13 protein-coding genes are annotated in these 14,919 nt (G+C 66.4%); 6 read left to right on the forward strand and 7 right to left on the reverse strand.

Going from position 1 to position 14,919, the window contains the following annotated elements; all coding sequences use genetic code 11:
* Positions 1-18: 18 nt before the first annotated feature.
* Genes Sj15T_RS16270 through Sj15T_RS16290 form a run of 5 tightly spaced genes read right to left on the reverse strand, consistent with a single transcriptional unit; the run spans position 19 to position 6,112 of the window.
* Positions 19-774: an FCD domain-containing protein gene (locus tag Sj15T_RS16270; RefSeq protein WP_013039147.1), complete on the reverse strand. Its 756-nt coding sequence runs from the start codon at positions 772-774 to the stop codon at positions 19-21.
* A 17-nt stretch (positions 775-791) separates the two neighbouring features.
* Positions 792-1,715 carry a Gfo/Idh/MocA family oxidoreductase gene (locus tag Sj15T_RS16275; protein ID WP_013039148.1) on the reverse strand — a complete coding sequence of 308 codons (924 nt, stop codon included), beginning with the start codon at positions 1,713-1,715 and terminating at the stop codon, positions 792-794.
* Entirely contained in the window at positions 1,712-2,689 is a 978-nt protein-coding gene (gene araD1 / locus Sj15T_RS16280) for an AraD1 family protein (protein WP_013039149.1), read from the reverse strand. Before araD1 ends, Sj15T_RS16275 begins: the two co-directional genes overlap by 4 nt.
* A 20-nt stretch (positions 2,690-2,709) precedes the next feature.
* Positions 2,710-4,287 carry an aldehyde dehydrogenase (NADP(+)) gene (locus tag Sj15T_RS16285; protein WP_013039150.1) on the reverse strand — a complete coding sequence of 526 codons (1,578 nt, stop codon included), beginning with the start codon at positions 4,285-4,287 and terminating at the stop codon, positions 2,710-2,712.
* Between the two features lie 22 nt (positions 4,288-4,309).
* Positions 4,310-6,112, reverse strand: a complete 1,803-nt coding sequence (locus tag Sj15T_RS16290) for an IlvD/Edd family dehydratase (RefSeq protein WP_013039151.1) — start codon at positions 6,110-6,112, stop codon at positions 4,310-4,312.
* A gap of 113 nt (positions 6,113-6,225) precedes the next feature.
* Between Sj15T_RS16290 and Sj15T_RS16295 the strand changes: the two genes are divergently transcribed.
* On the forward strand, positions 6,226-7,158 hold the full coding sequence (locus tag Sj15T_RS16295) for a 2-dehydro-3-deoxygalactonokinase (RefSeq protein ID WP_013039152.1): 933 nt from the start codon (positions 6,226-6,228) through the stop codon (positions 7,156-7,158).
* Positions 7,155-7,784, forward strand: a complete 630-nt coding sequence (locus Sj15T_RS16300) for a 2-dehydro-3-deoxy-6-phosphogalactonate aldolase (protein ID WP_007686598.1) — start codon at positions 7,155-7,157, stop codon at positions 7,782-7,784. Before Sj15T_RS16295 ends, Sj15T_RS16300 begins: the two co-directional genes overlap by 4 nt.
* A gap of 299 nt (positions 7,785-8,083) precedes the next feature.
* On the opposite strand, the gene Sj15T_RS16305 is transcribed toward Sj15T_RS16300, so the two are convergent.
* Complete coding sequence (locus Sj15T_RS16305; RefSeq protein ID WP_013039153.1) at positions 8,084-10,147, reverse strand: ATP-binding protein; 2,064 nt, start codon at positions 10,145-10,147, stop codon at positions 8,084-8,086.
* Positions 10,148-10,266: 119 nt separating this feature from the next.
* On the opposite strand from Sj15T_RS16305, the gene Sj15T_RS16310 reads away from it, so the two are divergent.
* The 4 genes from Sj15T_RS16310 to Sj15T_RS16325 all read left to right on the forward strand — a co-directional run bounded on the left by Sj15T_RS16310 (position 10,267) and on the right by Sj15T_RS16325 (position 14,051).
* Positions 10,267-11,313, forward strand: a complete 1,047-nt coding sequence (locus Sj15T_RS16310; protein ID WP_013039154.1) for a COX15/CtaA family protein — start codon at positions 10,267-10,269, stop codon at positions 11,311-11,313.
* Positions 11,314-11,461: 148 nt separating this feature from the next.
* Positions 11,462-11,941, forward strand: a complete 480-nt coding sequence (gene rplM, locus Sj15T_RS16315) for a 50S ribosomal protein L13 (protein WP_007686594.1) — start codon at positions 11,462-11,464, stop codon at positions 11,939-11,941.
* The gene (gene rpsI, locus Sj15T_RS16320) at positions 11,941-12,468 is read left to right on the forward strand and encodes a 30S ribosomal protein S9 (protein WP_013039155.1); all 528 of its coding nucleotides are present in this window, start codon (positions 11,941-11,943) and stop codon (positions 12,466-12,468) included. Before rplM ends, rpsI begins: the two co-directional genes overlap by 1 nt.
* 227 nt (positions 12,469-12,695) lie before the next feature.
* On the forward strand, positions 12,696-14,051 hold the full coding sequence (locus tag Sj15T_RS16325; RefSeq protein ID WP_013039156.1) for a tyrosine-type recombinase/integrase: 1,356 nt from the start codon (positions 12,696-12,698) through the stop codon (positions 14,049-14,051).
* Between the two features lie 351 nt (positions 14,052-14,402).
* Here the strand turns inward: Sj15T_RS16325 and Sj15T_RS16330 are convergent, their stop codons facing one another.
* A complete protein-coding gene (locus tag Sj15T_RS16330; RefSeq protein ID WP_041386240.1) occupies positions 14,403-14,864 on the reverse strand; it encodes a DUF6641 family protein in 462 nt (153 codons plus the stop codon).
* Positions 14,865-14,919: the final 55 nt, after the last annotated feature.

Genomic DNA, 14,919 nt, shown 5'->3' on the forward strand with positions numbered 1-14,919 from the left:
CCGCCGGCGCGCCCTCGCTCAGGGCTTGCCGCGATCCGCCATCACCACGTCCATGTCGGCCATGGCCAGCCGCAGCAATTCCACCATGCTGCTGCGCGCCGCGGCGGTGTCGCGGGCGGCGATGGCCTGATAGACCGCCTCGTGATCGGGCAGGGGATCGCGCGGCAGCAGCTTCTTGCGATGCTTGAAGGTGGTGGTCCAACCCACCGCCGCTCCCACCGAACTGGCCAGCGCGGCGAGCGCGTCATTATGCGTCGCCGCCAGCACCGCATGGTGGAAACGCTGGTCCGCCGCCCGCCCCTCCGGCGTGGAAAGCCCGTGCTTTCCCATCTCGTCCAGCGCCTGCGCCATGACGGCCAGTTGCTCGTCGGTCCGCCGCCGCGCCGCGAATTCGGCCGCCGCCGGCTCGATCACCCCGCGCAGTTCGAACAGGTCGCGGATGAAGTCGCGGTCCGGTTCCCCCGCGAACATCCAGGCCAGCATTTCCGGGTCCAGCACGTTCCATCGACTGCGCGGCAGCACGCGGGTTCCGGCCTTGGGCCGGCTTTCCAGCATCCCCTTGGCGATCAGGATGCGCACCGCCTCCCGATAGGCGGTGCGGGATACGCGGAGCCGCTCCGACGCCTCTATCTCCCCCTCGAACAGGTCGCCGGGCTTGTGGGTTCCCATCAGGATCGCCGTGCCCAATTGCCGGGCGATGGCCTGGTGGATGCGAAGCGAGCCTTCGTCCGTAGCTATCTTGCGTTCCGTTACGTCCTTGCGCTCGCTTTCCAATGTTCAGGCCCCCCTGTTCAGTCGTCGAAGGCCGTCGTAGGGCAATGCCGGCCACAAAGGAAGGCGTCCGCCACCAATCGCAACGGCGCGATGTCCGCGTCGATCGCCCGGTCCGCGACCAGCCCGACGAAGCGGCGGTACATGGCCGGATATTCCTCGTCCGGCGCCTTGATCTGGACTTCGCCGTCCAGGCGCAGCGTGTTGCCGCCCTCCGACAACAGCAGGCTGCCGTTCGCCGTCTCGACCGCGATGTCCCAGGTCTGCGGGCCGGTCTGGCGCCAGTCGAACAGGGCCTCCACCGCCGCGCCCGAAGCCGTCGCCATGCTGAGCGCCGCGCCGATGGGCGCGTCCTTGTTCTCCGGCACTTCCAGCCTGGCCGACAGCATCGTCACCGGCTCCGGCACGATCTCCGTCAGGATCGACAGGGCGTTGATGCCCGGATCGAACACGCCGAAGCCGCCCGCTTCCCAGATCCAGGGCTGGCCCGGATGCCAGTGACGGACATCCTCGCGCCACTGGATGTCGATGCGGCGGATCGCGCGCGACGCCATCCACGCCTTCGCCTGCGCGACCGCGGCGGCATGGCGGCTGTGCCAGCTTGCATAGAGGGTGACGCCCTGCGCCCCGGCAAGGGCGATCAGCGCCTCCACTTCCGACACGGTGGCGCCCGGCGGCTTTTCCAGGAAGACATGCTTGCCCGCCAGGATCGCCTGCCGCGCCGCCTGGTAGCGGACCTGCGGCGGCTGGCAGAGGATGACGGCGTCCATGTCCGCCTCCCCGGCCAGCATCGCGTCCAGATCGGGATAGTTGTTCAACCCCTCCTCCTGCGCATTGCGGCTGGCGACGGCGACCAGCTCTATGCCGTCGGTCCTCGCAATGGCGGGAAGATGCTGGTCGCGGGCGATCTTGCCCAGCCCGACAAGGCCTGCCCGGATGGTCATAGGACTTTCACCCTTGCCAGGCCTTCGTCCGCCGCGCGGCGCAGGCCGTTGCGCACCGGCAGGGTGAAGGGCGCGGCCTCCACCTCGAACACGTCGCCTTCCCGCGCGGCGAAGCCGTCCGAAAAGGAGAGGGTGGCGGTGCCGAAGAAATGGACATGGATGTCGCCCGGACGACGGAACAGGCCATATTTGAAATGATGATGTTCCAGATTGCCGATCCGGTGCGACATGTTGGCCTCGCCGGAAAGGAAGGGCCTTTCCCAGACCGTCTCGCCATCGCGGACGATGCGGCTGGTGCCGCGCAGGTCGTCGGGCAGGTCGCCCAGCAGCAGTTCCGGCCCCAGCGCGGCCTGACGCAGCTTGCTGTGCGCGAGCCAGAGATAATTGCCGCGTTCGGTGACATGATCGGAAAATTCATTGCCCAGGGCAAAGCCCAGCCTGACCGGCGCGCCGTCCGCGTCGATCAGGTAGATGCCGGCGACCTCCGGCTCCTCCCCGCCATCCTCCGCGAAGGCGGGCATGGCGAAATCCTCGCCGGGATGAACCAGTGTCCGGCCGTCTCCCTTGTAGAACCATTCGGGCTGCGCGCCGATGCCGCCGTCGGCGGGCTTGCCGCCCTCCACGCCCATCAGGAACATGCGCATGCTGTCGGTCAGATCGCCCGACGCGGCCGCCTTGTGCATCTTGTCGCGGCCCTCCGCCGATCCGAGATGGGTGAGGCCCGTGCCCGCGACCAGCAGATGCGCGGCATCCTCATGGTCGATGGGGCAGAGCAGCCGGACGGCGGAAAGGTCCACCGTCCCGCCCAGCCGCGGTTCGGCCATGGCGGCCAGGCCTTGCCCCGCCGCGATCGCCTCCAGCGCCAGCGCGCGAGTGGAATCCGCGCCCTCCACCCGCCGGGCCGCGCCGGTTCCGTCAAGGGCGGCGACGCCGCGGCGGCCGCCCTCCTCGAACTGGACCAGCGAACGGATCATGGATGGCGTCCCGGACAGGCTCACCGGGCGATCTCCAGCCTGCCTTCGACGCGGCGGTTGAGCTTCCACGGGTTGGCGGCCTGGAGGGCGGGCGGCAGCACCGCGTCGGCCATGTCCTGATAACAGACCGGGCGCAGGAAGCGCATCATCGCCAGCGTGCCCACGGACGTCGAACGGCCGTCGGAGGTGGAGGGGAAGGGGCCGCCATGCACCATGGCATGGGTGACTTCCACCCCGGTCGGCCAGCCGTTCGCCAGCACGCGCCCGACCTTGCGGGACAGGGTGGGCAGCAGCTTCGCGGCATCGGCCTGGTCGCCGTCGTCCATCTGGAGCGTCGCGGTCAACTGCCCCTCCATCCGGGCGATGGTGTCGATGACCTCCTCGATCGTCGCGCATTTGACGAGGATGGAGGAGGAACCGAACACTTCATGCGCCAGCGCCGGATTGGCGCGGAACTGCTCGCCGCTGGCGGCGAACAGCGCATGCTGGCCGCGATGGACGCCGTCCGCCGCCATGCCGCGGGCGATGGTGGTGACGCCCTCCGCCCCGGCCAGCGCCGCGACGCCCTTTTCATAGGCGGCATGGATGCCGGGCGTCAGCATGACCTGCGCCGCATTGCCCGACAGCGCTTGGGCGGCCGAAGCGACGAAACGGTCCAGATCGGGGCTGTCGATCGCGATCACCAGTCCGGGATTGGTGCAGAACTGGCCCGAAAACAGCGTCAGCGATCCGACGAAGGCGGTGCCCAGCGCTTCGGCGCGGGCGGCGAGCGCGCCGGGCAGCAGCACGACCGGATTGATGCTCGACATTTCGGCATAGACCGGGATCGGCTCCTTGCGCTCGGCCGCGATCTTCATGAGGGCAAGGCCGCCGCCCCGCGACCCGGTGAAGCCCACAGCCTTGATGCGCGGATCGGCCACCAGCGCGCCGCCGAGGTCGTTGGTCGTGCCGGGCAGGTAGGAAAACACGCCTTCATGCAGGCCGCTGTCCCTGACCGCCGCGGCGATGGCGCGGGCGACCAGTTCGCCGGTGCCGGGATGGGCCGGGTGGCCCTTCACCACCACCGGGCAACCCGCCGCGAAGGCCGATGCGGTGTCGCCGCCCGCGACCGAGAAGGCGAGCGGGAAGTTGGACGCGCCGAACACGGCGACGGGACCGACCGACTGGTTGACGCGGCGCAGGTCGCTGCGCGGCAGCGGCTGGCGCTCCGGCAAGGCCTTGTCGATGGTGGCGTCCAGCCAGTCGCCCTGGCGCACATAGCCTGCGAACAGGCGAAGCTGGCCGACGGTGCGGCCCCGCTCGCCCTCCAGCCGGCCGCGCGGCAGGCCGGTCTCGCTCATGGCGGTGGTGATCAGCAGGTCGCCAATGGCCATGATCCGGTCTGCCACCGCCTCCAGAAAGGCGGCGCGGGCGTCGGGCGTCAGCGTGGAGAAGCTCTCGAACGCGGCGTCGGCCAGCGCGCAGGCGTCCGCGACATCGGCGGCCGAGGCGTTGTGAAAGGCGACCTCGCCCTTCGCGCCGGTCGACGGGTCGATGGCGAAGAAGGGTTCGCCGCCCTGGCGCTCGCTCGCGCCGACAAGAATGGCTCCGTTGAACATGGGGATAAACTCCGAAATGGGATTAATGATTGTCGCGCGGCAGGCCCATGGTCTGGGCGATGCGCTGATATTTCTCCGCGCCCTCCAGGATCGCGCCGGTGTTCAGCTGGCCGACGACGGAGCGCTGGATTTCCTGCCACGGCGTCTGCGAGGCGGGATATTTATAGCCCCCCTCCGCCTCCAGCGCCGTCCGGCGGCCGGCCAGTTCCTCGTTTGAAATGAGGACGTTCACCGTGCCCTCGTTCAGGTCCATGCGCACCCGGTCGCCGGTCCGCAGCAGCGCCAGGCCGCCCATGGCCGCCGCTTCGGGCGAGGCGTTGAGGATGGAAGGGCTGCCCGAAGTCCCCGACTGCCGCCCGTCCCCGATGCAGGGCAGGGCGGACACGCCCTCGGTGATGAGGTAGGCGGGCGGCCGCATGTTCACCACCTCCGCCGCGCCCGGATAGCCGACCGGGCCGGCGCCGCGCATGAACAGCAGCGTATCGGGCGTGATGCCGACGGCCGGATCGTCGATCCGCGCATGATAATCCTCCGGCCCGTCGAACACGACCGCCGGGCCTTCAAAGGCGTTGGGATCTTCCGGATTGGACAGATAACGCTCCCGGAACTCGTCCGAAATCACGCTGGTCTTCATCACCGCCGCGTCGAACAGATTGCCCGACAGCACCAGGAACCCGGCATCCTCCTTCAGCGGCCGGGCGAAGGGACGGATGACCTTCTCATCCTCGATCTCCACGCCCCGGCAATTCTGACCCATGGTCTTGCCGTTGACGGTCATCGCGCCTTCGCGGATCAGGCCCTGTTCGATAAGCTGGCCCACCACCGCCGGCACGCCGCCGGCGCGATAATAATCCTCGCCCAGATATTCGCCGGCGGGCTGGAGGTTCACCAGCAGCGGCACCTTGTGCCCCACCGTCTCCCAATCCTTGAGCGGCAGCTCCACCCCCACATGGCGCGCGATCGCCGCCAGGTGGATCGGCGCATTGGTCGACCCGCCGATGGCCGAATTGACGACGATGGCGTTGTGGAACGCGTCCAGCGTCAATATGTCGGACGGCTTCAGGTTCTCCGCCACCATCTCGACGATGCGCCTGCCGGTCCGATAGGCGACCTCCTGCCGGTCGCGATAGGGCGCGGGGATCGCCGCCGATCCCGGCAGCATCATGCCCAGCGCCTCGGCCAGCGAGTTCATCGTCGTCGCCGTGCCCATGGTGTTGCAATAGCCGGTCGACGGCGCGGAGGACGCCACCAGCTTGATGAAGCCCTCATCGTCGATCTTGCCCGCCGCCAGCAATTGCCGCGCATGCCAGACGATGGTGCCCGAACCCGTCCGCTCGCCCTTGAACCAGCCGTTCAGCATCGGCCCGACCGACAGGGCGATGGCGGGGATGTTGACCGTCGCCGCCGCCATCAGCAGCGCGGGCGTCGTCTTGTCGCAGCCGGTGGTCAGCACCACCCCGTCCAGCGGATAGCCGTAGATCGCCTCGACCAGCCCCAGATAGGCCAGGTTGCGGTCCAGCCCCGCCGTCGGCCGCTTGCCGGTTTCCTGGATCGGGTGGACCGGAAATTCCAGCGCGATGCCGCCCATCTCCCGAATGCCCTCGCGCACCCGCTCGGCCAGCACCATATGATGGCGGTTGCAGGGGCTGAGGTCGCTGCCCGTCTGGGCGATGCCGATGATCGGCTTGCCGCTGCGCAGTTCCTCCAGGCTCAGGCCGAAATTCAGATAACGCTCCAGATAGAGCGCGGTCATGTCTATATTGTCTGGGTTGTCGAACCAGGCGCGGCTGCGCAGCTTGTCGGCGGGCTTGGACGAATCGCTCATTGGGAAAGGCACCTGTCGAAGAAGATGGTGGATGGATTCCGGGGCAAGTTGACCCGCTCGCCCCTCAGATATACTCATACAAATAGATTTTCAAGGATGCTTCGGACGAAGTGATGAATTTGATGAGCCGCTATGAGGTCGTCGGCGACTGGGGCACCAGCCGCCTGAGGCTGTTCCGCGTGGAGCAAGGCCGCGTGACGGCGCGCCATGACGGCCCCGGCATCGGCGCGGCGGCGGGGCAGGCGGAAGCGGCCTTCGCCGCCGCCATCGGCCCCTGGCTGGAGGAAGCCGCGCCGACGCAGATCCGCCTTTGCGGCATGGCCGGCGCCCGCGACGGCTGGGTGGAGGCGCCCTATGCGGATTGCCCCGCCGACGCCGCGACCTGGCGTGCGGCGGCGACGCGGTTCGCCTGGCGCGGCGTGCCCGTCGCGATCATGGCGGGCCTCGCCTGCACCGGCGCGAACGGCGCGCCCGATGTGATGCGGGGAGAGGAAACGCAGATATTCGGCGCCATGGCGCGCGATCCGGCGCTGGGGCAGGGCCGCAGCCTGATCGTTCTGCCCGGCACGCACAATAAATGGGCGGTGGTGCAGGATGGCCGCGTCTCCTCCTTCCGCACCATGCCGACGGGCGAGCTTTTCGCCCTGCTGCGGGACCGTTCCACCCTGGGCGCGCAGGCCGACCGGCCCGATCCTGCGCGGGAGGCGCAGGGCTTTGCAGAGGGGCTGGCGCGGGCGCAGGAGGGGCGCCCGCTCTCCTCCCTGTTCGCGGCGCGGACCATGCGGCTGCGGGCGGGGCGCCCGGCGGAGTGGGCCGCGGGCTATCTGTCCGGCCTGCTGATCGGGACGGAGATCGCGGAGGTCGCAGACATGCTCGAACAGGCGGACGACATATGGCTCATCGGCGACGGCCGCCTCTCGACGCTCTATGCCGAAGCGCTGGGCAGGCGGGGGCTGGTGGCCCAGGCGCTGGACGGCGACGCCTGCTCGCTGGCCGGGCTGGGCCTTTCTGGGCACCCCCACCATCCCCACGGAGACCCGTCATGACCCTCGACGACCTGCTGGCGCAAGGCGCGCCGCCCATCTGCGCGATCCTGCGCGGCATCCGGCCGCAGGAGGCGCTTGGGATCGGCGCAGCCCTGATCGATGCGGGCGTCCGCATCCTCGAAGTGCCCTTCAACTCGCCTGATCCGCTCGCCAGCATCGCCGCGATGCAGGCCGAATATGGCGACCGGGCGCTGATCGGCGGCGGCACGCTGCTGTCGGTGCGGGCGGTGGAGGAACTGCACGGCGCGGGCGGGCGGATCATGGTGACGCCCAACACCGACATGCAGGTGATCGCACGGGGCGCCGAACTCGGGCTGGAACTGCTCCCCGGCTTCATGACCCCCAGCGAAGCCTTCGCCGCGATCCAGGCGGGGGCGCGCCGGATCAAGCTCTTTCCCGCCGCCCGTCTCGGCCCCGCTTATGTGAAGGCGCTGAAGGACGTGCTGCCCAAACATGTGGGCGTCTGGGCGGTCGGTGGCGCGGGCGCGGACACGATCGGGGAATGGCTGGCCGCCGGCTGCGAGGGGATCGGCGTCGGCGGCGCGCTCTACCGCCCCGGCGACGGCGCGGCGACGGTCCGGGACCGGGCGGCCGAACTGGTCGCCGCGTGGCGACGGACGCCCTAGGCCGCGTGGACAAATTCGGAATGTCGGGAATTGGCCAGTTGCGGTCATTAGTTTCCGTCACCCCGGACTTGATCCGGGGTCCCGCTTTCTTGTCTGAGCGCCCGCCTCGTCCAAGGCAGCGGGACCCCGGATCAAGTCCGGGGTGACGAATAGGGGGGAGGGGCGACGAATAGGGGAACGTCCGCTCTCCACCCAAATCACGCAGTCCGGCGAGTCTTGAATTTGTCCACGCTGCCCAGAGCATTTTCAACTTGGCCGTTCACGGTCGACGGCTCGGAAAATGCGACCTCTAAGGGGCGTCACCCCACCTGCCGCGCCTCGTCCCGGTCCAGCATGTCGCGCACCTTGGTCGCCAGCTCCGCATAGGTGAAGGGCTTGGTCAGCAGTTCCACGCCCGGGTCGAGACGGCCGTGATGGATGATGGCGTTGCGCGCATAGCCGGTGGCGAACAGCACCTTCAGCCCCGGTTGCTGCGCCCGCGCCTGTTGCGCGATGTCGGCCCCGGTCATGCCGCCGGGCAGGATGACGTCGGTGAACAGCAGGTCGATGGATTGCGACGCCGCGTCCAGCGCCCGCAGCGCCGCCGCGCCGTCATTCGCCTCGATCACCCGATAGCCCAGTTCCTTCAGCACGTCGACGGTATAGGCGCGCACCTTGTCGTCGTCCTCGCACACCAGCACCGTCTCGTCGCCGCCGCACACCGGCGCGGTGCGTTCGGCGACCCCCGTGTCATTGTCGGGCAGGGGACCGTAGAAGCGGGGCAGGTAGATCTTGACCGTCGTGCCATGGCCGCTTTCGGAATAGACGCGGATATGCCCGCCCGACTGCTTGATGAAGCCATAGACCATCGACAGGCCCAGGCCAGTGCCCCGTCCGACCTCCTTGGTGGTGAAGAAGGGTTCGATGGCGTGGCTCAGCACCTCTTCGTCCATGCCCTCGCCGGTGTCGGACACGCTGATCAGCACATATTGGCCGGGGGAAACCTCCGCCTCCTGCGCGGCATAATCCTCGTCGATATGGGTGTTGGCGACCTCTATGGTCAGCTTGCCGCCGTCCGGCATGGCGTCGCGGGCATTCACCGCCAGGTTCAGCAGCGCATTCTCCATCTGGTTGACGTCGATCTCGATCGGCCAGATGCGCGCGCTCTGGATCGTCTCCACCTCTATCGTCTCGCCCAATGTGCGGTTGAGCATGTCCGACATGCCGCTCACCAGCCGGTTGGGGTCGATCCGCTCGGGCGCCAGCGGCTGGCGCCTGGCAAAGGCGAGCAGGCGCTGCGTCAGCAAAGCGGCCCGCTCCGCGCCCGCCATGGCGTTGTCGGCGGCGCGCCGCAGCCGCGCCTGGTCCTCGTTCAGGCCGCGTTGCAGCAGTTCCAGATTGCCGGTGACGATCTGCAGCAGATTGTTGAAATCATGCGCCACGCCGCCGGTCAGCTGGCCCAGCGTCTCCATCTTCTGCGCCTGCCGCAGCGCCTCTTCCGCCTCCGCCAGCGCCCTGGCATGGGCGCGCTGCTCGGTCACGTCGCGGGCGACGCAATAGATAAGGTCGTTTTCCGGCACCGCCGTCCAACTGAAATTGCGGTAGCTGCCGTCCTTCGCCCGGAATCGGTTTTCGAACCGCACCGTCGGCGTGCCCCGCGCCAGCCCGGCGATCTCGCCCTTGGTCTTCTCCAGGTCGTCGGGATGCTCCATCCATTCGGACGTGCGGCCGATCAGTTCCGCCTCGCTCCATCCCAATATGTCGGTCCAGGCCGGACTGGCCGCCAGCCAGGTGCCGTCCCGGTCGGCGACCAGGAAGGGATCGCGCGCCAGCGCCCAGAGCCGGGCGCGGTCGGCCCGCATCTCCTTTTCGGCCAGCACGCGCTTGGTCGTCTCGCTGACGATGCACAGCGCGCCGCCGACGGAGCCGTCCGCCTCGAACACCGGGGAATAGTTGATGTCGAAGAACACCTGTTCGCCCTGTCCGCCGTCCCGCTCGATATAGAAGGGGCGGTCCTTGGCATGCACCGACTGGCCCCGGTCGATGACGGAACGCAGCAGCGGCTCCAGGTCGTCCCACAATTCCGTCCACCCCTCCCGCGCCGGGCGGCCCAGCACGCGGGGATGCTTGTCTCCGATGGTGGGCGCATAGGCTTCGTTATAGAGCGCGCAGAGTTCCGGGCCCCAGAACAGCACGATCTCCGCCTGCGACGACAGCATCAGCCGCACGGTCGACACCAGCGCGGGCGACCAGCCGTTCACCGGCCCCAGCGGCGATCCCGCGTCGATGCGGGCGGTGAGCGCGCCCAATGCGCCCTGGGCGGCGATCATCTCCGCTATGCCCGGCGCGCCGCTCAATCGGTTATCCTCGGTCAGCCTGTCCATAGGGCCAGATACGCCTGTCCAACGCTTTGTATCCGTTCATGCAGAAGGCGTTACGACCTTTGTCCATGGTTCCGGGTTATCCTTGCAACGCGCGAAACAAGCGCGCATGGATCGGCGCCATGACCGCGACGACCCTGAGCCGACCCGCCACCGCCGTCCCACGCCCCGCGCCGATCGCGCGCTGGCTGCTGACGGTCGCAGCCCTCGTCTTCTGCATGGTCGTGGTCGGCGGCATCACCCGCCTGACCGAATCCGGCCTGTCGATCACCCAGTGGAAACCGATCGCCGGCGCCATCCCGCCGCTGACCCACGACCAATGGATGCAGGCCTTTCGCGACTATCAGAAGATCCCGGAATATCGGCAGTTGCGGCAGGGCATGACGCTGGGCGACTTCCAGTTCATCTTCTTCTGGGAATGGGTGCACCGGCTGCTGGGGCGGCTGATCGGCCTGGCCTTCGCGCTGCCGTTGATCTGGTTCGCGTGGAAAAGGGCGATCCCCCAGGGCTATGGCCTGCGCCTCGTCGCGTTGCTGGCGCTCGGCGGGCTGCAAGGCGCCATCGGCTGGTGGATGGTGGAATCGGGCCTGTCGGAGCGCACCGACGTCAGCCATTACCGGCTGGCGGTGCATCTGCTGACGGCGCTGTTCATCATGGGCGGGCTGATCTGGACCGCGCTCGACCTGCTGACCCGCGCCAAGACTCCCTTCGCCAAGCCCGCCATGCTCCATCCCTTCGCGGTGGTCGCGCTGCTGGCGCTGCTGGCGCAACTGATGTTCGGCGCCTTCACCGCCGGTCTGGACGCGGGCTATGTCTCCAGCACCTGGCCGCTGATGAACGACCATCTGGTGCCGCGGGGGATCGAATGGCTCGGCTCGCTCTGGGCGACCGTCTCCAGCGATCCCTATCTGGTCCATTTCATCCATCGCTGGTGGGCCTGGGGCGTCGCGATCCTGCTGGTCATGCTGGCGCGCATGGCCCGGCAGGCGGGGCAGCGCGGTCCCTCCATCGCGATCAACGCGACGGTCGGCGCGCAGATCGCGCTCGGCATCGCCACGGTCGTCAGCGGCATGGCGCTGCCTCTCGCGGTGCTGCACCAGGCGGTCGGCGCGCTGGTGGTCGCATCGGCCGCCTGGGGCGCCCACGCCCTGGGCGAACGCCGGGGATAGGCGTTGCCATAGTGCGAGGGTATCATTTTACCCGTCAGCAAAGCCGCCGAATCGCTTGACTTGAACGTCCCCACCCGTCATTAGCGCGCATCTTCGAAAGCTGGAAACAGCCTTCAATTCACTGTTTCATTCTTGGAGTATTGGCACCATGAAGGCGCTGATGAAGACCACCAAGCCGGCAACCCCGGCCACGGTCGAAAAGAAATGGGTTCTGATCGACGCGGAAGGCCTCGTCGTCGGCCGCCTCGCCTCGACCGTCGCGAACATCCTGCGCGGCAAGCACAAGCCGAGCTTCACCCCCCATGTCGATTGCGGTGACAATGTCATCATCATCAACGCGGAAAAGGTGAAGTTCACCGGCCGCAAGCTGACCGACAAGGTCTATTACAAGCACACCGGCTATGCCGGCGGCATCAAGGAAACCACCCCCCAGAAGGTTCTGGAAGGCCGTTTCCCCGAGCGCGTCCTGGAAAAGGCCGTCGAGCGCATGATCCCCCGCGGTCCGCTGGGCCGCCAGCAGATGCGCAACCTGCGCATCTTCGCCGGCGCCGAACACCCGCACGCCGCGCAGAACCCCGAAGTGCTCGACTTCGCGTCGCGCAACCGCAAGAACAAGGTGGGTGCATAATGTCCGATAACCGCCAGTCCCTGTCCGACCTCGCGTCGCTGACCGCCAACGCGCCGGCTCCTGCCGCCGCGCCCGCCGCCGACGCTCCGATCGCGCCGGCTCAGCCCGCCGCTCCGCTGCGCGCCCAGGAAATCGACAGCCTCGGCCGCGCCTATGCGACCGGCCGCCGCAAGGATGCCGTCGCCCGCGTCTGGGTGAAGCCCGGCACCGGCAAGATCACGGTCAACGGCCGCGACCAGGAAATCTACTTCGCCCGCCCGACCCTGCGCCTGGTGATCAACCAGCCCTTCGGCGTCACCGAGCGCGAAGGCCAGTATGACGTGATCGCCACCGTCAAGGGCGGCGGCCTGTCCGGCCAGGCCGGCGCGGTCAAGCACGGCATCGCCCAGGCGCTCGCCAAGTACGAGCCGGCGCTGCGCAGCGCGGTCAAGGCCGAAGGCTTCCTGACCCGCGACAGCCGCGCCGTCGAGCGCAAGAAGTACGGCAAGGCCAAGGCCCGCCGCAGCTTCCAGTTCTCGAAGCGCTAATCTGGAAGCTGGGATTAACCAGTTGGAAATCAAGGAAAAAGGGGTCAGAAATGGCCCCTTTTTTCCATTACACGTAGCTTACACGCTTGCCCCAGAAATGCGTTGCCGCAAGTTAGCCTGACGCACGCAGCTAACACGTGCAATTACACGCATGTTCATGTTTTGTTCGATTATGTGATCCCCTGAGCTTACGACTTAGTCACCTTTACACGCATAGGGTGACAAGCATGGGGCATCAGCAAGACACCGTAAAATTGATGGGCGGCGCAATCGTCCTCTACAAGCGCGGCGACAATAACGACGGGACGTGGCAGGCTCGTTTGGAGCTTGGCGGTGGCAAGCGCACACGACGAAGCCTGAAAACAGCAGATCAAGCGGGGGCGGAACGTGCTGCCCTTGAGCTATACAGCAAGCTCAAGCCTCGTGCCGACGCTGACATGCCACTCAATTCGATCAAGTTCGACGAATTCTGGGACAAACGCTGGATTCCTTGGGTTGAAAAGAATCTCAGCATTCACCGTCAGAGGCTCCATGACGGGACTGGCAAGCGCTACATCAAGCCGTATTTCGATAACTGCGCCGTGGACAAGATCACGGTCCAGAAGGTCGAAAATTACGTTGGTTGGCGGCGTGACAAGGGAACAAAGCGCCCCGCCCAAAAGACGCTTTTGATGGAAACAGGTTTGATCCGTCAGGCGCTGGATCAGGCCGTGCGCTGGTCACTCTGCCCTGTAATGCCACGCATCAAGGTGCCGTTGCTCAAGACCGATCCCAATCGTGCCAAGCGCTTTGGATTTGATGCGGACGAATGGTTCAAGCTCGCGCAGCACATGGATGATTGGCAACACGGCGGGCAGCACAAACTACACAATCATCAGCGCCAGATCGTCCGATGCCTCGTTTGGTTCTATTATCTCACGGGCATGAGGCCGCGCGAAGCCGCACTCTGCAAATGGGGCGACGTGAAATGGACCCGCGACGGCCTCGCCAAGATCACCGTGATGAACGAAACCAAGACGGGCACGCGAATTGTCTTCAGCCAGCCCGGCCTCAAGCCATATTTGCAGGAATTGGAGAATCTCCGAAAGGATGATGGTAGCACGGAGGAGGAGAAGCTTTTCCTCTTCAAGCCCGGTTGGGATCCGCACCACACTTTCCGCAATCTGCTGACCGAGGCGGAATTGCTGAAAGGGCCAGATGGCCACGACCGCACCATCTATAGCCTGCGACATACCTACATCACGGATCGACTGACGAACGGGAAGCATCACGCGGACATTGCTCGCAACTGCGGAACCTCCGTGACGCAAATCCACAAGCATTATGACCATGTGCTGCCAGAACACCGCGTCAAAGAACTGACTGGATATCCAGAGGGCGAATGGGATCCCGCAACGATCCTCGCCGCGCTGCGCTTTGCGAAACAAAACGGTGGGGAGGATTTCGATTTCGATGCCCTGGTAAAATCCGCTGGGCTGGCCGAATTGGAAAACGACCCGTGGGGCGATAAGCATCCCGCGCTCAGGCGCGTTCTCCAGCCCGACGAAAGCGATCTGCCCAGCCCCAGCAGCGCAACAGCGTGAATGCGCCCACCGCGCTCAGAAGCTCTGACAGCGCAAGCCCACTAATAGTGTGCGCGAGCAGCCATCTTGGATCGACGCGGGACAAAGCCTGCGTTTGATCGATAGCCTCGAAATTGGAGGCTGGAATGCAGCAAAATTTGCGGGATAGTTCGGGGAAACTGCTGGGGTGGCGGCAGCAGATAGGGCGGCAGATCAGGGGCTATGCGGCTAATGGATCGCCAGTGGGCTGGTTCGATCCCGCGATAAATGCCACTTATGATCGCAACGGTCGCCGGATTGGCATTGGCGATCTGCTCACCTCACTAATAGTGAGCGGACGTTAAGGGCGGACGCGCGGCCCGCCCTATTCAGTCAATTGCATGAGGCCGTAGCCTGCTTGGCTTTGCGCTGGGTCTTGCGGTCGGCGTTTGCGGCCTTCGCCTGCACGTCCAATTCGCCAGCATTGATGGCCTCGATGATCGACACGATCAGACTGGGCAGTTCCGCGAGGTTCTCAACCTCGACGGCGTTCATGCCCTTCGTCAATTCCAGCGGCTTGCTACCATAGCGAATCTGGAAGAACATCTTGCCGTCTGCATCCGTGAACCAGCCCTTGCGAACATGGCGCGGCGCATCAACGCGGATGTTCTCGCCCTCAGCGTTCTTGCGCGTGACCTTCTTGGTCGCGACAAAGGACGTTCCGGCGGTTTCCGCTTCCGCGAGCGATTTCTGTTCGTTGAGATAGCTGACCAGCTTGCCGCGTAGCATCTGCTCTGGCGTCAGGGGCGCATTGCGGGTGGCAGCGGTCAGCTTGAGGGTCTTGAGGATCGACATTTCCATTACTCCTTGGCCGTTATGGTCAAGGCCAGTCGATGGCATCGTCGTTCAG

Source organism: Sphingobium sp. TA15, assembly GCF_037101235.1.
Classification (GTDB): Bacteria; Pseudomonadota; Alphaproteobacteria; order Sphingomonadales; family Sphingomonadaceae; genus Sphingobium; species Sphingobium indicum.